This is a genomic window from Pseudomonas sp. PA-4-8C (assembly GCF_021606625.1).
GTDB lineage: Bacteria > Pseudomonadota > Gammaproteobacteria > Pseudomonadales > Pseudomonadaceae > Aquipseudomonas > Aquipseudomonas lactis.
On the sequence record NZ_WKCD01000027.1, the window covers coordinates 18,092 to 39,855 of the forward strand.

The 21,764-nt window shown below is 60.1% G+C and carries 23 protein-coding genes and 1 pseudogene; 12 read left to right on the top strand and 12 right to left on the bottom strand.

Annotated features, from left to right (window positions below; all coding sequences use genetic code 11):
• Positions 1-141: 141 nt before the first annotated feature.
• Together GIW04_RS07510 and htpX are read left to right on the top strand one after the other, a co-directional pair.
• Positions 142-1,353 carry a pyridoxal phosphate-dependent aminotransferase gene (locus GIW04_RS07510; protein WP_003189906.1) on the top strand — a complete coding sequence of 404 codons (1,212 nt, stop codon included), beginning with the start codon at positions 142-144 and terminating at the stop codon, positions 1,351-1,353.
• Between the two features lie 304 nt (positions 1,354-1,657).
• Positions 1,658-2,545: a protease HtpX gene (gene htpX, locus GIW04_RS07515; protein WP_003189904.1), complete on the top strand. Its 888-nt coding sequence runs from the start codon at positions 1,658-1,660 to the stop codon at positions 2,543-2,545.
• Between the two features lie 195 nt (positions 2,546-2,740).
• On the opposite strand, the gene GIW04_RS07520 is transcribed toward htpX, so the two are convergent.
• Positions 2,741-3,397 (bottom strand): thiopurine S-methyltransferase, encoded by a 657-nt coding sequence (locus GIW04_RS07520; RefSeq protein WP_120247716.1) that lies wholly within the window; start codon positions 3,395-3,397, stop codon positions 2,741-2,743.
• 103 nt (positions 3,398-3,500) lie between these two features.
• Here GIW04_RS07520 and GIW04_RS07525 point away from each other — a divergent pair, with 103 nt between their 5' ends.
• Positions 3,501-4,268: a DODA-type extradiol aromatic ring-opening family dioxygenase gene (locus GIW04_RS07525; RefSeq protein ID WP_120247715.1), complete on the top strand. Its 768-nt coding sequence runs from the start codon at positions 3,501-3,503 to the stop codon at positions 4,266-4,268.
• 192 nt (positions 4,269-4,460) lie between these two features.
• Here the strand turns inward: GIW04_RS07525 and GIW04_RS07530 are convergent, their stop codons facing one another.
• Positions 4,461-6,134, bottom strand: a complete 1,674-nt coding sequence (locus GIW04_RS07530; protein ID WP_003189900.1) for a DEAD/DEAH box helicase — start codon at positions 6,132-6,134, stop codon at positions 4,461-4,463.
• A 423-nt stretch (positions 6,135-6,557) separates the two neighbouring features.
• Between GIW04_RS07530 and GIW04_RS07535 the strand changes: the two genes are divergently transcribed.
• Positions 6,558-7,349, top strand: coding sequence for a crotonase/enoyl-CoA hydratase family protein (locus GIW04_RS07535; protein WP_003189899.1), 792 nt, complete (start codon positions 6,558-6,560; stop codon positions 7,347-7,349).
• 133 nt (positions 7,350-7,482) lie between these two features.
• On the opposite strand, the gene GIW04_RS07540 is transcribed toward GIW04_RS07535, so the two are convergent.
• Entirely contained in the window at positions 7,483-8,238 is a 756-nt protein-coding gene (locus GIW04_RS07540) for a spermidine synthase (protein WP_003189897.1), read from the bottom strand.
• Between the two features lie 123 nt (positions 8,239-8,361).
• On the opposite strand from GIW04_RS07540, the gene GIW04_RS07545 reads away from it, so the two are divergent.
• Entirely contained in the window at positions 8,362-9,708 is a 1,347-nt protein-coding gene (locus GIW04_RS07545) for a class II 3-deoxy-7-phosphoheptulonate synthase (RefSeq protein ID WP_003189896.1), read from the top strand.
• 97 nt (positions 9,709-9,805) lie between these two features.
• Here GIW04_RS07545 and GIW04_RS07550 read toward each other — a convergent pair whose 3' ends face one another.
• Together GIW04_RS07550 and GIW04_RS31245 are read right to left on the bottom strand one after the other, a co-directional pair.
• Complete coding sequence (locus GIW04_RS07550) at positions 9,806-11,035, bottom strand: winged helix-turn-helix domain-containing protein (protein ID WP_034135155.1); 1,230 nt, start codon at positions 11,033-11,035, stop codon at positions 9,806-9,808.
• A 45-nt stretch (positions 11,036-11,080) separates the two neighbouring features.
• Positions 11,081-11,287 (bottom strand): DUF1127 domain-containing protein, encoded by a 207-nt coding sequence (locus GIW04_RS31245; RefSeq protein WP_003189892.1) that lies wholly within the window; start codon positions 11,285-11,287, stop codon positions 11,081-11,083.
• 70 nt (positions 11,288-11,357) lie between these two features.
• Here GIW04_RS31245 and GIW04_RS07560 point away from each other — a divergent pair, with 70 nt between their 5' ends.
• A complete protein-coding gene (locus GIW04_RS07560) occupies positions 11,358-12,239 on the top strand; it encodes a LysR family transcriptional regulator (protein WP_120247714.1) in 882 nt (293 codons plus the stop codon).
• Here GIW04_RS07560 and GIW04_RS07565 read toward each other — a convergent pair.
• On the bottom strand, positions 12,229-12,978 hold the full coding sequence (locus GIW04_RS07565) for a sulfite exporter TauE/SafE family protein (RefSeq protein ID WP_120247762.1): 750 nt from the start codon (positions 12,976-12,978) through the stop codon (positions 12,229-12,231). The genes GIW04_RS07560 and GIW04_RS07565 overlap by 11 nt on opposite strands.
• A 108-nt stretch (positions 12,979-13,086) precedes the next feature.
• Here GIW04_RS07565 and GIW04_RS07570 point away from each other — a divergent pair, with 108 nt between their 5' ends.
• From GIW04_RS07570 to GIW04_RS07585, 4 genes are all read left to right on the top strand, one after another.
• On the top strand, positions 13,087-14,037 hold the full coding sequence (locus tag GIW04_RS07570) for a LysR family transcriptional regulator (protein ID WP_003189888.1): 951 nt from the start codon (positions 13,087-13,089) through the stop codon (positions 14,035-14,037).
• An 80-nt stretch (positions 14,038-14,117) separates the two neighbouring features.
• Positions 14,118-14,570, top strand: a complete 453-nt coding sequence (locus tag GIW04_RS07575; protein WP_003189887.1) for a MarR family winged helix-turn-helix transcriptional regulator — start codon at positions 14,118-14,120, stop codon at positions 14,568-14,570.
• Positions 14,571-14,802: 232 nt separating this feature from the next.
• Positions 14,803-15,222, top strand: coding sequence for an organic hydroperoxide resistance protein (locus tag GIW04_RS07580; RefSeq protein WP_003189884.1), 420 nt, complete (start codon positions 14,803-14,805; stop codon positions 15,220-15,222).
• A gap of 27 nt (positions 15,223-15,249) precedes the next feature.
• Positions 15,250-16,266 (top strand): alpha/beta hydrolase, encoded by a 1,017-nt coding sequence (locus GIW04_RS07585; protein WP_003189882.1) that lies wholly within the window; start codon positions 15,250-15,252, stop codon positions 16,264-16,266.
• 66 nt (positions 16,267-16,332) lie between these two features.
• Here the strand turns inward: GIW04_RS07585 and GIW04_RS07590 are convergent, their stop codons facing one another.
• Positions 16,333-16,905, bottom strand: coding sequence for an elongation factor P (locus GIW04_RS07590; protein ID WP_003172723.1), 573 nt, complete (start codon positions 16,903-16,905; stop codon positions 16,333-16,335).
• 49 nt (positions 16,906-16,954) lie between these two features.
• Entirely contained in the window at positions 16,955-18,088 is a 1,134-nt protein-coding gene (gene earP / locus GIW04_RS07595) for an elongation factor P maturation arginine rhamnosyltransferase EarP (protein WP_003189880.1), read from the bottom strand.
• Positions 18,089-18,220: 132 nt separating this feature from the next.
• Here earP and GIW04_RS07600 point away from each other — a divergent pair, with 132 nt between their 5' ends.
• Together GIW04_RS07600 and GIW04_RS07605 are read left to right on the top strand one after the other, a co-directional pair.
• Complete coding sequence (locus tag GIW04_RS07600; RefSeq protein WP_003189878.1) at positions 18,221-18,589, top strand: hypothetical protein; 369 nt, start codon at positions 18,221-18,223, stop codon at positions 18,587-18,589.
• Between the two features lie 14 nt (positions 18,590-18,603).
• Positions 18,604-19,086 (top strand): GreA/GreB family elongation factor, encoded by a 483-nt coding sequence (locus GIW04_RS07605; RefSeq protein ID WP_003189877.1) that lies wholly within the window; start codon positions 18,604-18,606, stop codon positions 19,084-19,086.
• Positions 19,087-19,209: 123 nt separating this feature from the next.
• On the opposite strand, the gene cysB is transcribed toward GIW04_RS07605, so the two are convergent.
• The 4 genes and pseudogenes from cysB to GIW04_RS07625 form a co-directional block, all read right to left on the bottom strand.
• Positions 19,210-20,184 carry an HTH-type transcriptional regulator CysB gene (gene cysB / locus GIW04_RS07610; protein ID WP_003189876.1) on the bottom strand — a complete coding sequence of 325 codons (975 nt, stop codon included), beginning with the start codon at positions 20,182-20,184 and terminating at the stop codon, positions 19,210-19,212.
• 103 nt (positions 20,185-20,287) lie between these two features.
• On the bottom strand, positions 20,288-20,788 hold the full coding sequence (locus tag GIW04_RS07615; protein WP_003189875.1) for a universal stress protein: 501 nt from the start codon (positions 20,786-20,788) through the stop codon (positions 20,288-20,290).
• A gap of 48 nt (positions 20,789-20,836) precedes the next feature.
• Positions 20,837-20,935 (bottom strand): annotated as a pseudogene (locus tag GIW04_RS07620) (5'-nucleotidase); the annotation flags it as partial.
• A 16-nt stretch (positions 20,936-20,951) separates the two neighbouring features.
• The coding region (locus GIW04_RS07625; protein ID WP_236478953.1) for a putative 2-dehydropantoate 2-reductase at positions 20,952-21,764 on the bottom strand (813 nt) is incomplete at its 5' end.

Here is a 21,764-nt window from a genome sequence, read left to right on the forward strand (position 1 = left end):
TATGATTGCGCCTCTTCAAAACGCCAGTCTGGCACCCGCGCCACCGGCATTCAAACGTATTTATGGGTGCGGGCCGTGCAGGCTTCACCCTACGGTAGTGCCTACGCCGTCGGGATCGTTCATTTTCAGGATCACATCGCCATGCAGGTCAGCAAATCGAACAAGCTCGCCAACGTCTGCTACGACATTCGCGGCCCAGTGCTCAAGCACGCCAAACGCCTGGAAGAGGAAGGCCATCGCATCCTCAAGCTGAACATTGGCAACCCGGCGCCGTTTGGTTTCGAGGCGCCGGACGAAATCCTCCAGGATGTGATCCGCAACCTGCCGACCGCCCAGGGTTACAGCGACTCCAAGGGCCTGTTCAGCGCGCGCAAGGCGGTGATGCAGTACTACCAGCAGAAGCAGGTCGAAGGCGTCGGCATCGAGGACATCTACCTGGGCAACGGCGTGTCCGAGTTGATCGTGATGTCCATGCAGGCATTGCTCAACAATGGCGATGAAGTCTTGGTACCAGCCCCGGATTACCCTCTATGGACCGCCGCCGTGACCCTGGCGGGCGGCCACCCGGTGCATTACCTGTGTGATGAAGGCGCCGACTGGTTCCCGGACCTGGCCGACATCAAGGCCAAGATCACCCCCAACACCAAAGCCCTGGTGATCATCAACCCGAACAACCCGACAGGCGCCGTTTATTCCAAAGAAGTGCTGCTGGGCATGCTGGAGCTGGCGCGCCAGCACAACCTGGTGGTGTTCTCCGACGAGATCTACGACAAGATCCTCTACGATGACGCCGTACATATCTGCACCGCCTCCCTGGCCCCGGACCTGCTGTGCCTGACCTTCAACGGCCTGTCCAAGTCCTACCGCGTGGCGGGCTTCCGCTCCGGCTGGATCGCCATCTCCGGGCCCAAGCACAACGCGCAAAGCTACATCGAAGGCATCGATATGCTGGCCAACATGCGCCTGTGCGCCAACGTGCCAAGCCAGCACGCGATCCAGACCGCCCTGGGCGGTTACCAGAGCATCAATGACCTGATCCTGCCCCAAGGCCGCTTGCTGGAGCAGCGTAACCGCACCTGGGAATTGCTCAATGCCATTCCAGGCGTGAGCTGTGTGAAGCCCATGGGTGCGCTCTATGCATTCCCGCGGATCGACCCGAAAGTCTGCCCGATCCTCAACGATGAGAAGTTCGTGCTCGACCTGCTGCTGTCAGAAAAACTGCTGGTCGTGCAAGGCACCGCCTTCAACTGGCCGTGGCCGGATCACTTTCGCGTAGTGACCTTGCCACGCGTGGATGACCTGGAAATGGCCATTGGTCGCATCGGCAACTTCCTGAAGTCCTATCGCCAGTAAGGCAATTGACGCTGTACGACTCACAAAGGGTCGTACAGCGATTATCTGGCAACACTTCTGTGTCACTTACTTGCGGTTGTACTTCATTTGGCCTCTGCCGATGACGTACCCCCTATAATCACGGGGCGACGGGGTAGCATCGGGTCGATCACGGCTGACAATACAGGTGGGAAAATCCCTTCAAGGCCCTACGCCCGAGGTGTAGGACACAGTTTGAAATAGTCCCCCGGTTGAATCACCCCATGCCGCACCTTATATACCCCGCAGTGAGCGACATATTAAGCATGAGGAGAATTCTACAACCATGATGCGCATCCTGCTGTTCTTGGCCACTAACCTGGCGGTCGTACTGATTGCCAGCGTCACCCTGAGCCTTTTTGGCTTCAACGGGTTCATGGCGGCCAATGGGGTTGATCTGAACCTCAATCAGCTGCTGATTTTCTGTGCGGTCTTTGGTTTTGCCGGTTCGCTGTTCTCGCTGTTCATCTCCAAGTGGATGGCGAAGATGAGCACCAGCACCCAGATCATCACTCAACCCCGCACTCGCCATGAACAATGGCTGATGCAAACCGTGGAGCAGTTGTCTCAAGAAGCAGGCATCAAAATGCCCGAAGTGGGGATTTTTCCTGCTTATGAGGCCAACGCCTTTGCCACCGGCTGGAACAAGAACGACGCACTGGTGGCTGTGAGCCAGGGCCTGCTGGAGCGGTTTTCGCCCGATGAAGTCAAGGCGGTGCTGGCCCACGAGATCGGCCACGTAGCCAACGGCGACATGGTCACCCTGGCACTGGTACAGGGCGTGGTGAACACCTTCGTGATGTTCTTTGCGCGGATCATCGGCAACTTTGTCGACAAGGTCATCTTCAAGAACGAAGAAGGCCGTGGCATTGCCTACTTCGTGGCGACCATTTTCGCCGAGTTGGTCCTGGGCTTCCTGGCCAGCGCCATCGTGATGTGGTTCTCGCGCAAACGCGAGTTCCGCGCAGATGAAGCCGGCGCACGCCTGGCGGGCACCAGCGCAATGATCGGCGCGCTGCAACGCCTGCGCTCCGAACAGGGCCTGCCGGTGCATATGCCGGACAGCCTGACCGCCTTCGGCATCAACGGCGGCATCAAGCAGGGCCTGGCTCGCTTGTTCATGAGCCACCCGCCGCTGGAAGAGCGGATTGACGCACTGCGTCGCCGGGGCTGATAGCCGGATGACTCGACAAGGGGCGATATGATCGCCCCTTTTTTATGCATGCTGATTTCTCACCCTCCTCTGTAGGAGCGAGCTTGCGAAAAACTAACAGGCGCCGCGTTCATTCACCAAGCACGCATTATCGTTGACGTCTTTCGCGAGCAAGAACTAGGCGTCCCCCTCGCTCCTACAAAAGCAAAAGCCCTTTCAGCGCCGGGTCAGCCGATAAGCACGCTCTTCAAGGCGGGTAACACCGTCCTGCAGGAACTTCCCGCTCTCCCCCAGGATGTCCCGCTCCTCCAGCCGCTCCAACATCCAATATGGCCCCAGCAGCACCTGCACCTCCTCGTTCGAAACAGCAAAAGGCGGACCGGCCTTCTGAGCTTGGTCGTAATCAAGAGTAATCAGCAACCCCTGGCAGCCTGAGGGCAGCAAGGCATTCAGGTGCTCGGCGTATTGCGCACGCATCAGCGGCGGTAAGGCAATTAATGCCGCGCGGTCATAAACGGCGCTGCAACCGGCCACTGCCTCAGCATCCAGACTGAAGAAATCGCCACACCACAGTTCGATCTGGCCCGCCTGGTAAACCTTGAAGGCGCCCTTCTGAGTGAGGTGCGGCACAAGCCCCTGCTCGCTGAAGAACGCCTCCACCGCCTGCTCCGATAGGTCCACGCCCATTACCGGGTACCCCTGGCTCTCGAGCCATACCAAGTCCAGGCTTTTGCCACACAACGGCACCAGCACCTTTGCCCCCTCGGGCAGCCCCAGCACGGGCCAGTGCCGTTGCAAATAGGGATTGACCTCGCGCTGGTGGAAACCAATCTGATTGCTCGCCCAGCGGTCCTGCCAAAATTCAGGCTGCATGAATCACTCCGAAAATTCGATCAAAAGGCGCTAAAACTTATATTAGATTTAGATCAATGATCTGATTGAAGATGGCTCCATCTTAACCCTCAGGACCCTGCTCATGCTCCCCAGCCTGTTTATCTCCCACGGCTCGCCCATGCTGGCCTTGCAACCCGGCGCCAGCGGCCCTGCGCTGCAGCGTCTGGCTGCCGATCTGCCACGGCCCAAAGCCATTGTGGTGGTGTCGGCGCATTGGGAAAGCCCGCAGCTGCTGGTCAGCGGCAGTGCTGCACCCGAAACCTGGCACGACTTCGGCGGCTTCCCGCGCGAGCTGTTTGCGGTGCAATACCCCGCGCCGGGTGACCCACAACTGGCCAGTGAGATCGTCGAATTGCTGCACGCCGACGGTCTGGCTGCCAGCATTGATGAACGTCGGCCCTTCGACCATGGCACCTGGGTCCCGCTGTCGCTGATGTACCCGGCAGCGGACATCCCGGTGGTGCAAGTCTCCTTGCCCAGTCGTATGGGCCCCGCCTTGCAGACCCGCGTGGGGCATGCACTCGCCAGCCTGCGTGAACAGGGTGTGCTGTTGATCGGCTCCGGCAGCATCACCCATAACCTGGGCGAACTGGATTGGCGCGCCGGGCCGGAGACGATCACACCGTGGGCGCTGGAGTTTCGCAACTGGGTGGTCGACAGACTGGCGGCCAATGACGACGCCGCCTTGCATGACTATCGCCGCCAGGCGCCCCATGCCGTGCGCAGCCATCCCAGCGATGAGCATCTGCTGCCGTTGTACTTCGCGCGGGGTGCGGGCGCAGATTTCAGCGTGGCGCACCAAGGCTTCACACTGGGCGCCCTGGGCATGGATATCTATCGCTTTGGCTGACACCGTTACCCCTGTGGGAGCTGGCTTGCCTGCGATAGCGGTGTATCAGTCACACACTGGCTTGCTGACTCACCGCTATCGCAGGCAAGCCAGCTCCCACAGTTGTTCGTGCCGGAGACTAAACATCAGGCAAAAAAAATCCCCGAACCAGTCGGGGATTTTTTATGTGCGATCAATCAGCCCAAGGGCGGATCAATCTTCGCGGTAGCGACGCAGCTTGAGCTGCTTACCGGCAACGCGAGTATCTTTGAGCTTGGTCAGCAGTTTTTCCAGGCCGTCTTCCGGCAGCTCCACCAGGGAGAAGCTGTCACGCACCTGGATACGACCGATGGCTTCACGCGCCAGGCCACCCTCGTTGAGGATAGCGCCCAGCAGGTTCTTGGCAGCGATACCATCACGCGCACCCAGCGCGGTACGGCAACGAGCACGGCCTTCAGCCAATGGCACTGGAGCACGACGCTCACGGTCGCCACGGTCTGGACGGTCACCGGAACGCTCTGGACGATCACCGCGTGGCGCGCTGTTCGGAACCAGTGGACGTTCTTTCTCGATGGCTGCCAGGGTCAGGGCTTGACCGTTGGTGGCTTTGCGCAGCAGAGCTGCAGCCAGGGCACGCGGGGTGCAACCAATATCGGCGGTCAGGCGGTCCAGCAGGTCGCCGTGAGTCGATTCAGCGTCAGCCACCAGTGGCGCCAGGCTGTTGGTCAGTTTCTTGATGCGCGCATCGAGAACGGCCTGAGCATCCGGCAGGCGGACTTCGGCAACTTTCTGACCGGTAACACGCTCGATCACTTGCAGCATGCGGCGCTCACGTGGAGTCACCAGCAGCAATGCACGCCCTTCGCGACCGGCACGGCCAGTACGGCCGATACGGTGAACGTAGGACTCTGGATCGTAAGGCATGTCAACGTTGAACACGTGGGTGATACGTGGAACGTCGAGGCCACGGGCGGCAACGTCGGTCGCTACAACGATGTCCAGACGGCCATCCTTGAGGGAGTCGATCACGCGCTCACGCTGGTTCTGGGCAATGTCACCGTTCAGCGCAGCGGCTTTGTAGCCTTTGGCTTCCAGGGCGCTAGCCAGGTCCAGGGTCGCTTGCTTGGTGCGCACGAACATGATCAGGGCGTCGAAGTCTTCGACTTCCAGCAGGCTCAATACAGCCGAGGTCTTCTGGTCAGCGTGAACCAACAGGTGAGCCTGTTCGATCGCGGTAACGGTCTGGGTCTTGGTCTGGATCTTCACGTGCTCCGGATCGCGCAGGTGGCGTTCGGCAATGGCACGGATGGACTGCGGCAGGGTGGCCGAGAACAGTACAGTCTGACGGGTCGCTGGCAGTGCCTTGAAGATGACTTCCAGGTCATCCATGAAGCCCAGCTTCAACATTTCGTCAGCTTCGTCCAGAACCAGGTGGTTCACGGTCGACAGAACTTTTTCGTCACGACGCAGGTGGTCGCACAGACGGCCCGGAGTGGCGACAACAATCTGTGCGCCATTACGGATTGCCTTGAGTTGTGGGCCCATAGGCGCGCCGCCGTAAACGGCCACAACAGTTACACCCGGCATTTGCTTGGCGTAGGTTTCAAAGGCGGTTGCTACTTGCAGCGCCAACTCACGGGTTGGCGCCAGGATCAGGGCTTGCGGCTCGCGCTTGGCAGGATCGATGCAATGCAGAATAGGCAGGGCGAACGCGGCGGTTTTACCGGTACCGGTTTGCGCCTGGCCAATCATGTCCTTACCGGCCATGATGATCGGGATCGATTGCTGCTGAATCGCCGAAGGTTCTTCGTAGCCGGTCGCTGCGACGGCTGCAAGAATATTCGGGTTAAGATTAAAAGCGGCGAAGCCGCCGGTTTCCTGGGTCATGGGTCTGCCTCTAAGTGCATCCGCAAAGACCCATGCTCCAAAGCTGCGCATGCCGTGTTGAGACTCAAGAGTCGCCCTGGCTGCTTTGTCGGCGGGGATTTGCGAAAACGAATGAATGAAAAAGATTCGTCAAGGGAGAGTCCGCTGTGCGGACGTGCAGCCGAAGCTGACTTCGGGGAATTGCGCTACCTAAACGCGGCCCGGTTAAAGGCCGGCGCGCACTATACCGGAAATAGCTGAAAAAGGGAGCTTTTTTTATCGCCAGGCACCGATAAAGCGCACTGCGTCACGCGTTTTGCAGATCCGTGCGCCAGGGTCTATTTTTCAGAGGCCCGGCCCTGTTGGCCATCAAGCTTAAACGGTTCACCCAACCATTGAGACCCTTTGGTCTGAAACCTTACCCGCGCCCCGAGGGCACACCCCATGAATCAAGCCAGCAGTAGCCGTGTCAGCCGCGCACTTGAGGGCCATGTTCTATTGCTGGGCCTGGACCGTGTGGCCAAACGCAACGCCTTCGACCTTGATTTGCTCAATGCGCTGAGCCTGGCCTATGGCGAATTTGATCGAAACGATGACGCTCGGGTGGCCGTGGTGTTTGCCCATGGCGATCACTTCACGGCCGGGCTGGACCTGGCCAATGTCAGCAGCGTGATGGCGGGCGGCTGGCAACCGCCGCTGGGAGGGTGCGACCCGTGGGGGGTGTTTGCCGGCCCGCGCGTAAGCAAGCCGGTGATCGTCGCCGCCCAGGGTTATTGCCTGACGATCGGTATCGAATTGATGCTGGCGGCGGATATCAACCTCTGCGCCAGCAATACCCGCTTTGCCCAGATGGAAGTTCAACGTGGGATCTTCCCGTTTGGCGGCGCGACATTGCGCTTTCATCAAATCGCCGGCTGGGGCAATGCGATGCGCTGGCTGCTCACTGGCGACGAATTCGACGCCCATGAAGCCCTGCGCCTGGGGTTGGTGCAGGAAGTGATGGCCAGTGAAGACCTGTTGCCCCGCGCCATCGAGTTGGCCAACCGCATTGCGCGCCAGGCACCGCTGGGTGTGCAGGCCACGTTGATGTCGGCGCGGCTGGCGCGGATGGAGGGTGAGGCCGTCGCAGCCGCCGCGCTGCCGCCCATGGTGGATAAACTGCTTAACAGTGAGGATGCCAAGGAGGGTGTTCGGGCGATGATCGAGAAGCGGCCGGGGGTGTTCAAGGGGATTTGAACGAACTGAATTAGCGGTCGGCAGTGAGGGCCTCTTCGCGGGCAAGCCCGCTCCCACAGTTGAATTGCATTCTCTGCTGAAATGCAATCCCCTGTGGGAGCGGGCTAGCCCGCGAAAGCGCCCGAACTGACAACTAAGTTGCTGGCCGAATCGCCTTGATCAACGGCTGCAACGAATACCCCAACCGCGGCGCCAAGGCTTCGGCGCGGGCTGACAGCGCCTCCAGGTCCAGCTCCTGATCCAACTCCGAAGGCACCAACAGAATCACATTGCCCTCCTTCACCGGCAGCTCCCAGTAATGCCGGTGGTACAACCCACGCAGCAACGCCGCCCCCAGCGGTTTGCCATCATCGGTGGCCCACTGGTTGATCACCAGCCAGCCGCCGGGGTTGAGTTTCTTCTGGCAGTTTTCCAGAAAGGTCCAGGCCAGATGCCCCACGCCCGGGCCGACATCGGTGTAGAGGTCGACGAAAATCAGATCGGCAGATTCGGCACTGTCGAGCAATTGCAGCGCGTCACCAATGCGGATGTACAAGCGCGGATCGTCATCCAGCCCCAGATATTCAATCGCCAGGCGCGGTACATCGGGGCGCAGCTCAATGGCTTCGACATCGTCCAGCGCCAGGAACTTGAGGCACGCCTGGGTCAACGTGCCCGCGCCCAGGCCGAGAAACAACGCACTCTCCGGCTGCTCATGGCACAACGCACCGATCAGCATCGCGCGGGTATAGTCGTACTCCAACCAGCTCGGGTCAGCGGTGAATACACAGCTTTGCTCAATGGCATCGCCGAATTCGAGAAAGCGGTAATCCGCCACTTCAAGCACACGGATCATGCCGAATTCATCATGGACTTCGGCCAGCAGGCGCTCGACACGCTCCTCGCTCATCACTACTCCTAAAGGGTCTACCGCACGACAAAGGCGCGATTGTCGGCCAAGCGGCAGCCACAGGTCACGTACTAATTGCTGCTAACATTGACGCCCCGACATCCACCCGCAAACGAGTTCATGATGAGCCAACCCTGGAGCCCCGATAGCTGGCGAGCCCTGCCGATCCAGCAGCAACCCCAATACCCGGACGCTGCCCACTTGCTGCAAGTGGAACAAAGCCTGGCGAGCTACCCGCCCCTGGTGTTTGCCGGGGAAGCCCGCGAATTGCGCCGTCAGTTTGCCGAAGTGACCCAGGGCCGTGCCTTCCTGCTGCAAGGTGGCGATTGCGCCGAGAGCTTTGCCGAGTTTTCCGCCGCGAAGATCCGCGACACCTTCAAGGTGCTGCTGCAGATGGCTATTGTCATGACCTTCGCCGCCGGTTGCCCGGTGGTGAAAGTCGGGCGCATGGCCGGTCAGTTCGCCAAGCCACGCTCGGCCAACGATGAAACCATCGACGGCATCACCCTGCCCGCCTACCGTGGCGATATCGTCAACGGCATCGGCTTCGACGAAAAAAGCCGCGTGCCAGACCCGGACCGTCTGCTGCAGTCCTACCACCAGTCCACCGCCACCCTCAACCTGCTGCGCGCCTTTGCCCAGGGCGGTTTCGCGGACCTGCACCAAGTGCACAAGTGGAACCTGGATTTCATCGCCAACTCAGCCCTGGCTGAAAAGTACAGCCAACTGGCCGACCGCATCGACGAAACCCTGGCCTTCATGCGCGCCTGTGGCATGGACAGCTCGCCGCAATTGCGCGAAACCAGCTTCTTCACTGCCCACGAAGCGTTGCTGCTCAACTATGAACAAGCCTTCGTACGCCGCGACAGCCTGACCAACGACTACTACGACTGCTCGGCACATATGCTGTGGATCGGCGACCGCACCCGTCAGTTGGACGGCGCCCATGTCGAGTTCCTGCGCGGGGTAAACAACCCGATCGGCGTGAAGGTCGGACCGAGCATGAACCCTGACGACCTGATCCGCCTGATCGACATCCTCAACCCGGATAACGACCCCGGCCGCCTCAACCTCATCGCCCGCATGGGCGCAGGCAAGGTCGGCGACCATTTGCCCAACCTGATCCGCGCCGTGCAGCGCGAAGGCAAGCAAGTGCTGTGGAGCTGCGACCCGATGCACGGCAACACCATCAAGGCCAGCAGTGGCTACAAGACCCGTGACTTTGCGCAGATCCTTGGCGAAGTGAAGGATTTCTTCCAGGTGCACCAGGCAGAAGGCACCTATGCTGGCGGGATCCATATCGAGATGACCGGGCAGAACGTCACCGAATGCATCGGCGGCGCACGGCCGATCACCGAAGATGGCCTGTCGGACCGCTATCACACCCATTGCGACCCACGGATGAATGCCGATCAGTCGCTGGAGTTGGCGTTTCTGATTGCCGAGACCTTGAAACAGGTAAAGCGCTGACGCTTTATCGACCGGGATGACGCCATCGCGGGCAAGCCCGGCTCCCACATTTGAACGCGTTTCTCTGTGGGAGCCGGGCTTGCCCGCGATAGGGCCCTTAAAGGCTGACATCCCGGTTCAGCATCGCAGCCCTCAATCGGGCAGCGCTGGGCCGTTGGCAATTGAGCTGAACCTGTTCCAGCCCTAGCCAGTCGGCCATTTTGCGTAGGTTCAATGCCAGCGCCAGCATGCCTTCCTCATCCAGCCCCGGCTCTTCCTCGTGCACGGCATGTACGGCCAGGCGCCCATGGGCACGCTCGGCCCGCAGGTCGACGCGCGCGGCAATGCGCTCGTTGTGCAGAAACGGCAGCACGTAATAGCCATACACGCGCTTTTCTTGCGGGGTGTAGATCTCCAGCCGATAGCGAAAGTCGAACAAGCGCTCGGTGCGGCTGCGCTCCCATATCAGCGAATCGAACGGTGACAACAGTGCGCTGGCCGGTACGTTGCGCGGCAGTTTCGGCTGCGCCAGGCAATACGCGGGTTGCTTCCAACCCCGCACCTGGCACGTCAGCAGTTGCCTATCCTCGACCAGCTCGGCCAAGCGGTTGCGGCTGTCGGCGGGCTCGAGGCGAAAATAATCGCGCAGGTCTTTTTCGGTGGCGACACCCAATGCCGTCGCACTGTGCAACAGCAAGCCGCGCTGCGCTTGAGCCTCACCCATGGAGACATTGAGCACCTCGGCGGGGATAACGCGTTCGGGCAAATCATAAAGCCGCTCGAACCCTCGGCGACCGGCAACCGTGACCAAACCAGCGGCGAACAGCCATTCCAGCGCGTGCTTTTCATCACTCCAATCCCACCAAGGCCCGGCACGCTCCTCGCGGGTCGACAAGCTGCCGGCCCCCAAGGCGCCCTGCTGTTCGACGATGCGTAACACGCGCTGGATAGTCGCCTGCTGTTCACGGCCAAAACGTGCCATTTGCGCATAGATCCCCTGCCCTTGCCGCGCGCGCTCCATGCGCCACTTCATCAGCGGGTACAGGGCCATGGGCAGCAGCGACGCCTCATGCCCCCAGTATTCGAAGAGTGAACGCCGGCGCCCCTGGCTCCAGGCGGCCTGCTCAAGAATCGACGGGGAATAAGAACCAAGGCGGGAAAACACGGGCAGGTAGTGGGAACGCACCAACGCATTGACCGAGTCGATCTGTAAAACGCCCAGGCGTTCGATCAAGCGGTTGAGGTGCGTGGCCTTTATCTGTGCAGGCGCCTGGCGCCCGGAAAACCCCTGGGCTGCCAGCGCCATGCGTCGAGCTTGCTTGAGTGAAAAACACAGGTCGGCGGGCATGGCAATCTCCATAGAAGCTCGCCCCCTACCCTACTGCATCCAGGCTTATTTTCGCAGCGGGTCTTCCCAGAAATGCCGATGGCTTTCCTGCGCGACGTCGGCGCGATTGAGCCCGATGTCCTTGAGTGCGTCATCGCTCAGGGTCGCCAGCATCTGGCGCTCCTGATGCAACAGCTGCCAACGCGCGAATGTGTGAAACAGCCCGGAAAGCGGCCATTTACCTGTCGATATGAAACCTTTCTGACCTTTCATCTTCTCGCCCTCCAGTGGGGATGACGACAGTGTGTGCCTGGCATTATGATCAATCCAACGAATGTTTCTTATGCAATACATCTCGGAGATTGATCAATTGTCCGCCTATCCCAGCATCGACACAGACGTGCTGCGCACCTTCGTTGCCATTGCCGACCAAGGCGGTTTCACCCGCGCCGGCGAGCAGGTCAACCGTACGCAGTCGGCAGTGAGCATGCAGATGAAGCGCCTGGAAGAGGACGTACTGCAGCGCAAACTGTTCGAGCGCGATGGCCGGCAGGTACGGCTCACGCCCGAAGGCCAGGTGCTGTTGGGTTATGCGCGGCGCATCCTGAAATTGCACAGCGAGGTGTTCAATACCTTGCGCGAGCCCCACATGGTGGGCTTGGTGCGCATCGGCACGCCGGATGACTACGTGATGCGCTTTCTGCCTGGGATCCTTAAGCAGTTTTCCAAAGCCTACCCACTGATTCAGATCGAAATGCACTGCGAAGCATCGACCGTATTGATGCAGCGGCGGGACCTGGCGTTGACCGTGATCAGCCGCGAACCTGGAAACGATCTGGGTGAGTTATTGCGTACCGAACGCATGGTGTGGGCAGCATCGCCGTGCTTTTGTGTGGAGGAGCACGATGCCCTACCCCTGGCGGTGTCCGGCGACGAGTGCCTGTACACCCATTGGGCACGGGCCGCACTGGAGGCGGCCGGGCGAGATTATCGTCTGGCCTATCACAGCTCTAACGGAGCAGCGATCCTGGCGGTGGTCAGTGCAGGCCTGGCGGTGATGGTCAGCATGGAAAGCCTGGTCACCGACGACCTGCGCGTGCTCGGCAGCGACGAAGGCTTCCCGCCTTTACCGTCGATGAACCTGCGCTTGCTGCGTAACCCGCAGATGACCTCGCCGATCACCGAATGCCTGGCGGACTACATCGTCGAAGGCTTCAAACTTTAAAGGTCAGCATCACCGCGCACACCACCAAAAAGCCACAGAAGAGGCCGCGCAACAGACGCTCCGGCAAGGCATGGGCCACTTTCACACCCCAACTGATACTCAGCAGGCCCCCCACCGCCAGCGGCAGGCCGATCATCCAGTCCACCTCGTGGTGCCAGGCATAGGTGACCAGGGTCACACCGGTGCTGGGCAGCGCCAAGGCCAGGGACAAACCCTGGGCGACCACTTGAGCGGTGCCGAACACACTGGTGAGCACGGGTGTGGCGACCACCGCGCCCCCTACCCCAAATAATCCGCCCATGGATCCGGACGCTGCGCCCAACACACCCAGCCAGGGCCAGGAGTAGCGCATCTGCGCCGTGGGCGGCGCGTTGCGGGTGAACATGCGCAATAGGTTGTAGGCCGACAACGCCACCAGGAAAACAATAAAGCCGATGCGCATTGCCCCGGCATCCAGCCCCACCGCCCAGATCGACCCCAGCCACGCAAAGCAGAAGCCCATCACGCCCAGCGGCAAGGCGTGGCGCAACTCGATGCGATTACGCTGGTGATAGCGCCACAGGGCGAGCATCACATTGGGTATCACCATGACCAGCGCGGTGCCTTGGGCAATTTGCTGATCCAGGCCGAACAGCACGCCGAGCACCGGAATGGCTATCAGCCCGCCGCCAATGCCAAACAACCCACCCACGGTGCCCAGGGCTGCGCCCAATACCAGGTACATGACTAAATCCAACACCACGCACTACTCCGCAATCCCAAGACTGGCATGCTACGCAGTCAGCTCTGGTATGGAAACGCACAGCAACGCACAATGGCTATGCCAATATCGCACAAGCGCTCGCCTATGAACCCCAATACTCTGACCGACCAACTGAGCCTGTTTCTCGATGTGATGGAAACCGGAAGCTTTTCCGCTGCCGCACGACGTCATCCACTGACGCCCTCGGCAGTAGCGCGTCGAATCGACAGCCTGGAAGGTTCAGTGGGTAGCCGCCTGTTCCAGCGCAGCACCCACGCGGTAGTGCCTACACCTGCCGGCTTGGCCTTTGCCGAACGCGCGCGGCGGATTGTCAGTGAACTGCAATTGGCGCGGGCCGAAGCGGTGTCCCTGAGCCATGCGCCGGAAGGGTTGATCCGGGTAGATGCACCGGCAGCGTTTGGTCGCCGCCACCTGGCGCCGGTGATCGCGGACTTCTTGAACGTGTATCCAGGGCTGGATGTGCACCTGCACTTGATCGACAGCTTTGTCGATATGCAAGGCGCACACCTTGGCAAGGTAGACCTGGTGCTGCGCGCCGGGCATATCGTCGACACTCGTCGGATCGCTACACCCCTGGCGAGCATCGTGCGCATTGCCTGTGCGAGCCCGACCTATCTGAAAACCCGCGGCACACCCACCCATCCGCGGGAACTGAGCGAGCATGACGGCCTCGATTGGGATGGCCTGGCGCCGATGTTCGCCTGGCGCTTTGAACTGGACGGGCGCCGCACTACCTATCGCCCCCGGCGCATCCGCATGAGCGCCAATAACGCCGAGGCGCTGCTTTCGGGCGCACTGGCTGGGCTGGGCATCGCGCACCTGCCGACCTGGTTGGCCAGTGAATATCTGGTGCGTGGAGAACTGTTGCCGCTGTTTTGTGCAAACGGCTTGCCCAGCCCCGAAACCGCCGGCATTTACGCGCTGCGCCTCGAACAACAGCCCAACGCACGTAGCCGATTATTGCTCGAATACCTCAAATCCCGTTTCAGCCCGGTGCCGCCCTGGGATCTGGCATTGCAAAGCGGCCTGGTCTGACCACTTGGATAGAATTATCTGGCGCATTAAAGATTCGCCCGCTAGATTCCAGCACAGACACGTTTTTTCGAGGCACCACAATGAGCAAAAACCCTGACCCCTGCCAATCCCTGCTGCTGGATAACCAGTTGTGCTTCGCCCTGCACTCCACCTCGCTGCTGATGACCAAGGTCTACAAGCCCCTGCTCCAAGCCCTGGGCCTGACTTACCCGCAATACCTGGCCATGATGGTGCTGTGGGAAGAGGATGGATTGACCGTCGGCGAAATCAGCAGCCGCCTGCTGACCGACCCTGGCTCGCTGACGCCGCTGCTCAAGCGTCTGGAAGCTGAGGGCCTGCTCAGTCGCACCCGCAGCCGCGAAGATGAGCGGGTGGTCGTAGTGGAACTGACCGACGCCGGCCGCGCGTTGCGAGGGAAGGCCATGGATGTTCCCCAATGCATCCTCGGCGCCAGCGGGTTGGACATCGAACAACTGCGCACGCTGCAAAACGATCTGCTGGCGCTGAGAGGCAACCTTCAAGACAGCCTGTAATACCGCCCGGAGCCATCACTCCCCCTCTCCAGTTAAACGGCTCAGATTAGTCCTATAGTCCGAGCCGTATTGCTCACGTCATAAAGCACTTTCTTCTTACAACCTAAGCGCGGCGGTCGGAAAAATTCGGCTTTTTAAAATTTAACTTGCGCGCAAAATATTAGCGGAATATATTCGCTACAAATTAATTAGCGCGCAAATATTTTGCGCAAAAACCCGCGAGGAAAGTCCCATGCAAACTCTCTATACCGCCGTAGCCACTGCCACCGGCGGCCGTGATGGCCGTGCTGTTTCCAGCGACAACATCCTTGACGTCAAACTGTCCACCCCGAAGGAATTGGGCGGCGCCGGTGGCCAGGCCACCAACCCTGAACAACTGTTCGCTGCCGGCTACTCGGCTTGCTTTATCGGTGCCCTGAAATTCGTCGCCAGCCAGACCCAACGCAATATCCCGGATGACGTATCGATCACTGCCCATGTAGGCATCGGGCAGATCCCCGGCGGTTTCGGCCTGGACATCGACCTGCACATCAGCCTGCCGGGCCTGGCCCAGGACGATGCGCAAAGCCTGGTCGACGCCGCCCACCAAGTCTGCCCGTACTCCAACGCTACTCGCGGCAACGTTGATGTGCGCCTGCACGTAGCCGTGTAACGACCACTACCACCCCCAGGAGGAAACATGAAAACGATCGGCAAAATGCTCACCGGCACCCTGCTTGCCCTGTCTATCACCAGCGCCTTCGCCGCTAACGGTGATATCGAGCACAACACCCAGGCCTTCCTGGATGTATTGAATTCGGGTACCGGCAAGCCGCTGGAACAACTGACACCCCAAGAGGCGCGCGCGGTGCTGACTGGCGCCCAGGCCGGGGTGAAGCTGACCCTGCCCAAGACGGATGTGAGCCAGAAGACCATTCAAGTCGACGGCCAGCCGCTTGACCTGACCATCGTGCGACCGGCCGGGGTCAAGGGCACTTTGCCGGTGTTTATGTTTTTCCACGGGGGCGGCTGGGTGCTCGGGGATTACCCGACCCATGAACGCCTGGTACGTGATCTGGTAGTGGGCTCGGGGGCGGTCGCGGTATTCGTCAACTACACGCCATCACCGGAAGCGCATTACCCAGTGGCGATCAACCAGGCCTACGGTGCAACCAAGTGGGTCGCTGAACACGGCAAGGAGATCAATGTTGATGGCAAACGTCTCGCCGTGGCAGGCAATAGCGTCGGCGGTAATATGGCGGCGGTGGTCAGCCTGATGGCCAAGGATAAGGGCACGCCAGCCATCAAGTTCCAACTTCTACTATGGCCGGTGACGGACGCCAACTTCGACACAGGCTCCTACAACCAGTTTGCCGAGGGGCACTTCCTCACCAAAAACATGATGAAATGGTTCTGGGACAACTACACCACCGATGCCACTCAGCGCGCCGAGATCTATGCTTCACCATTGCGGGCTACAACTGCGCAGCTCAAAGGCTTGCCGCCTGCGCTGGTGCAGACCGCCGAGGCCGACGTGCTGCGTGACGAAGGTGAGGCGTATGCCCGCAAGCTGGATCAGGCAGGTGTACCGGTGACGGCCGTACGCTACAACGGCATGATCCACGACTACGGCTTGCTCAATGTGGTCAGCCAGGTGCCTGCGGTACGTTCGGCCTTACTGCAAGCATCAGATGAGTTGAAACAACACTTGAAGTGATCAAGTAGACGCCCACAAAAAAGCCCGACTCAAGGTCGGGCTTTTTTCGTATCGCCGGGGCCAGAATTACTTCTTGGCGCGACCTTTGTACGAACCACCTTCACGGGTGTCGATCTCGATCAGGTCGTCGATTTCGATGAAATCGGCCACTTGCAGTTCGGTACCGTTGCTCAGCTTGGCAGGCTTCATCACCTTGCCGGAAGTGTCGCCGCGAGCGGAGCCTTCGGTGTAAGCAACCTTACGCACGATGGTGGTCGGCAGTTCTACGGAAACCAGGCGCTCTTCGAAGAAGATCGCTTCGCAGACGTCTTCCATGCCTTCTTCGATGAACGGCAGAACGGCTTCGATATCTTCAGCGTTCAGCTCGTACATGGTGTAGTCGGTGGTGTCCATGAACGTGTAGGTGTCGCCGCTGATGAAGGACAGGGTCGCTTCTTTGCGGTCGAGGATCACGTCGTCCAGTTTGTCATCGGCGCTGTAGACGATTTCGGTCTTGTAACCGGTCAGCAGGTTCTTCAGCTTGGTCTTCATGATTGCGCTGTTACGACCAGACTTGGTGAACTCAGCTTTCTGAACCAGCCAAGGGTCGTTTTCGAGACGGATCACTGTACCGGGTTTCAGTTCTTTACCAGTTTTCATTGCGTATATCCGAAATTTGGATGGGATTGACAAAAATCAAGGTGGCGTATCATATCCAACTTTCATAAAACTGTACCAGCGCCGTCGCAAGATCGGCCTGCAAGCCTTGTTCCAGACACCAGTTCTGCGCGTGCTGGCTGACCTCCGGCCAATGTTCCAGCAGCATTTTCCAGGACTGTGCCATATCGCCATCAGCGTTCCAGGCTTGCCAGAGCGTAACGACGGCAGCCTTGGCGGTCGGCGAAAGTGCGGCGGTGTACAGTTCCAGGAAGGCGTCGAGCTTGTCCAGGTGGATGTCTTCGTCCTGGCGGTAGATGTGCCACAGCAATGGCCTGCCCGCCCACTGGGCACGCACGAATGAGTCCTCGCCACGCACGGCGTTGAATTCGCAGCACCATAGCAATCGGTCATATTGCTCCTGACGCACGAATGCAATGACCTGTACGGTCAGCGCACCACGTACCTGGATGTCACCTGCGGACAAGCTGTTCACGCCCAGCCAGCGTTGCACATCCCCCAGAATGCGCCCTTCCGGCACCAGCAAGTGCGTCCCACGCCTATCGGCTGCCAATACGTCCAGCCAGCCGGCCAAGCCGTCATTCTCATAGGCAAACAGCGACATCAAACGCGCACCGGCCGTCGGAGCAACACCCAGGCTTTGCAGGAACTGTTGCTGCGCGAGGTCATCCTGCTGAAATGCCTGGCGGCGCTCCAGCAAGCCGGCTTCGCGCAACAGGCCGCCGGTGCCTGGGCGAAAACCGGGGAAGAAAAAGTATTTCTGCACGCCCTTGTACTTCACCGAAGGCAAGCGATGGCAGCCCACCACCCAGTCTTCGGCGCTGAGGTAATCGAGGTTCATCCACAATGGCGCACGCTCACGCTCGGCCATGCGGTCCATGTACTCAGGCGGTAGCTGGCAGGCGAACGCGGCAATCACCACATCGGCAGGGTGTGCGCCCGGCCATTCGGCCGGCCAGTGACGCACTTGCACGCCCTCTTGCCATTGCTGGCCCACCTGCACATCAATGTCCGGGCACATGCGTTCGAAGGCCCGCAGGTCGTCGACCCACAAACGCACGTCACAGCCCTGCTCCACCACCAACTGCCGGGCCAGGCGCCAGGTCACGCCGATGTCGCCGTAGTTGTCGACGACACTGCAAAAAATATCCCAGCGGGCTTTCATTCCGGGCTCCATCGATCAAAGGTTCGATTGTCCGCATAAATGCGTGGATGCAGAAGGCTTGATCGCGATTATTCTGCACGGAGGCTGTGCGACAATCACCGCCATACCGTCAATGCCTGCCAGGAGGCCCTTATGTCTGACCGTCCGTTATCGCTGTTCAAGCTCTGCATCGCGATTGCCGCAGGCGTGTGGCTAGGGTTTATCGCCATTGCGCTGACCACCTGGCTGGCGTCTCGCTACCTGTTCCCCCAGAGCCTGGCGCCGGTGGCACAGGCGGTTCAGCAATTGGGCCAACCGGCGATGGTTGAGCCGCAGCCACCGAACCGCCTGTTCGAACAGTACCAACAGAACCTGCATAAACAGGAACAACAACAGGCTCTGGAACAGGCCCGAAGCAACGCGCGTAACCTGTCCAACCCCAAATGCCAGTTCTGGCTGCAACAAGACCAGAACGCTCCCAATGAAAAGACGCGGGCCAATGTCCTGCAATTCTGCGATTGATGCCAGATACCGCCATGAATAAACACGCCGTGCTCCAGTTGATCCTGGAAAAGCTCACCGTCGACCTCGACATCGTCCAACGCGCCGCGCAGACCGCTTACGAAACCGCGACCCACGAAGAAAACATCGCCGAGAACAAATACGACACCCTCGGCCTGGAGGCTTCGTACCTGGCCACCGGGCAGGCCCGGCGAGTGGAGGAGATCAAGCAATCGCTGGTCTTGTGCCAGCAATTGCAGCTACGTGCGTACGATGATCAACGTGGGATAGAGACAGGCACGCTGGTAGGCCTGGAAGACGAGGACGGTCGCCAGCAATGGCTGTTCCTGGCGCCGGATGCAGCGGGTTTGAAAGTGGATGTGGTCGGGCAACCAGTGACCGTCATCACGCCGCGCTCGCCCTTGGGCAAAGGCCTGCTGGGCAAGCGTATCGATGAAGAGGTGGAGATTCTGGTGGCCGGCGCTCGGCAGTACTTTACGGTGACCGAGGCCAGATAACCTACGGCCCCTGTAGGTGCGAGCTTGCTCGCGAAGAAACGCAAGGGCGCCGCATACAACCTGGCGCCCCGCGTTATCGTTGGCGATCTTCGCGAGCAAGCTCGCTCCTACAGGGTAATCGTGTCAGTGGACGGGCAATTCGACGCCGTCGAACAGCTCTTCCAGCTCTTGCTTGTTGTGGCACTGAATCGCCTTTGCCATCACTTCGCGGGTCAGGTGCGGGGCGAACTTCTCGATGAAATCGCACATGAAGCCGCGCAGGAAAGTACCGCGGCGGAAACCGATCTTGGTCACGCTGGACTCGAACAATTCGCTGGCATCCAGCACCACCAGGTCTTTGTCCAGGTTGGTGTCGACCGCCATCTTGGCAACGATCCCGACGCCCAGGCCGAGGCGCACATAGGTCTTGATCACGTCGGCATCGGCAGCGGTGAACACCACCTTGGGCGTGAGGCCGCGATGGCTGAAGGCTTCGTCGAGCTTGGAACGGCCGGTAAAGCCGAACACATAGGTCACAATCGGGTATTCAGCCAAGGCTTCCAGGGTCAGCTTCGGCAACTTGGCCAACGGGTGCCCCTGAGGCACAACCACGCAACGGTTCCAGCGGTAGCAGGGCATCATCACCAGGTCGCCGAACAGTTCCAGGGCTTCGGTGGCGATGGCAAAATCGACGGTTCCGTCAGCGGCCATTTCGGCAATCTGCATCGGCGAACCCTGGTGCATGTGCAGCGCCACGTCCGGGTATTGCTTGATGAAATCGCGGATCACCGGCGGCAGTGCATAACGTGCCTGGGTGTGAGTGGTGGCGATCGACAAGGTGCCTTTCTTCTCGTTGGAGAATTCCTGGGCAATCTGCTTGATGCTTTCGACTTTACGCAGGATCTCGCCGGCGGTGGTGATGATGCGCTCGCCAGCCGGAGTGACGCGGGTCAGGTGTTTGCCACTGCGTGCGAAGACTTCGACGCCCAGCTCGTCTTCGAGCAGGCGGATCTGCTTGCTGATACCAGGCTGCGAGGTGTAGAGGCTTTGAGCGGTAGCGGAAACGTTGAGGTCGTGGTGCGCCACTTCCCAGATGTAGCGCAGTTGTTGAAGCTTCATATCAATCCCTCAAAGCAGATAGACGCCACGGGTATCAGCGACGGTATATAACTATATTAAAGGTTTGGCGGATAAATCTAGAACTTTTTATCGTTTTTACCAGTCAGCTGTCGTCACTGCGCCGACGCTGCAGCGACGGCACCAAGTAAACCGGCACCGGGGACAACTGCAGCACCCGTGCGGCGGTACGTCCAAGGGGGACGGCCACGCCGGTTGCCTGGCTATGACTGCCGACGACCAGCAAGTCGACAGACAGTTTTCGCAACTGGTCGAGAATCACCTCGCAAGGGTCCCCCTGGATCACCTTGACCGAGCGAATCCATTGCAGGTCCTGCTCCCCTTCCCCCCACTCCTCGCGAAAGCTGTCGAGCACGCGCTGTTCAATCGTCGCCATCACCGTGCTCAGCCCCTTGCTCTGCCATTCGCTCAAGGCGGCTTCATCAAGGTAGCTCTGCAACACCGATTCGGCGAACAAGCCGATGGGCTCGACCACGTGGATCACATACAGGTCAGCCTTGAACGTTCGCGCCAGCGCCAATGCATGTTGCATCACATAGGGTGCATACAGACCGAGGTCCGTGGCAAACAGCATCGAACGAATCATAAAACCTCCTGGACTGCCAGGATGGCGGGGATGGAATGAGCTTAGCAGCTAGCGCTCGGTCTGGATTCTCAACTCGTTGCTGATGCCATGGGGCACATGCCCAGTGGCCACCACCTCCCTGGCTTTCTCGCAATGGCCAGCCTGGTCAGTGGTTCCCCCCCAATCAGCGGTTGTGCCGATCAATGAAACTCAAGGCCTGGTACAGCGCCTGCATGCGTGGCAGTTCGCAACCGGCCGCTTTGGCAGCGGCCAAGGGACGGGCGTAGATGGCCGCCAGTTCCAAGGGCCGCTTGTGCAGGTGGTCGTGGTACATGCTGGGCAGGTAGTCGTCCATGGTTTCGGTCATGGCGAACATCTGCCCGGCGTAGCTGGCAGGAATTTCATGCCCACAGGCATGAGCGCCCTGCACCACCTCGGCCATCAGCGCCTGGATCAACTCGCGGCTGGACTCGTCGGCCATCATGGCCGTGGTGCCCGTGCCCAGCAACACCGAGAGGCCGTTGAATGGCACATTCCAGACCAGCTTGTGCCAACGCGCCAGATGCACATTGGCCATGGCCTGGGACTCGATACCGGCTTGATGAAACAGCCCGGCGCCGGCTTCGACAATCGCCTGTTGCCGCGCCTCATCGTTGGCCGCCGTGCCACTGTGATAGCCCAGGTTGACCCGGCCCAACGCCTGATGCTCGACCACACCGGGGGCCGAGCGGTGCACACCGATGTAGCACAGGCCGCCCAACAGATGCAGCGAAGGCGGCAGGTGTTCACGCAGGCTATCTTCCACATCGAGGCCGTTTTGCAGGAGCACCACTTTGGCGTCCGGCGCCGCCACTTGGGCGATGGTCGGCGCCAGGTCCACATTGCCGGTGGACTTGGTGCCCACCAATAGCCAGTCGCACGGCGGCATGTCGGCGGCGCTGGCATAGGCCTGCACCGGATGCAGGTGCAGTTGCCCATGCACCGTACTGTTGACGTG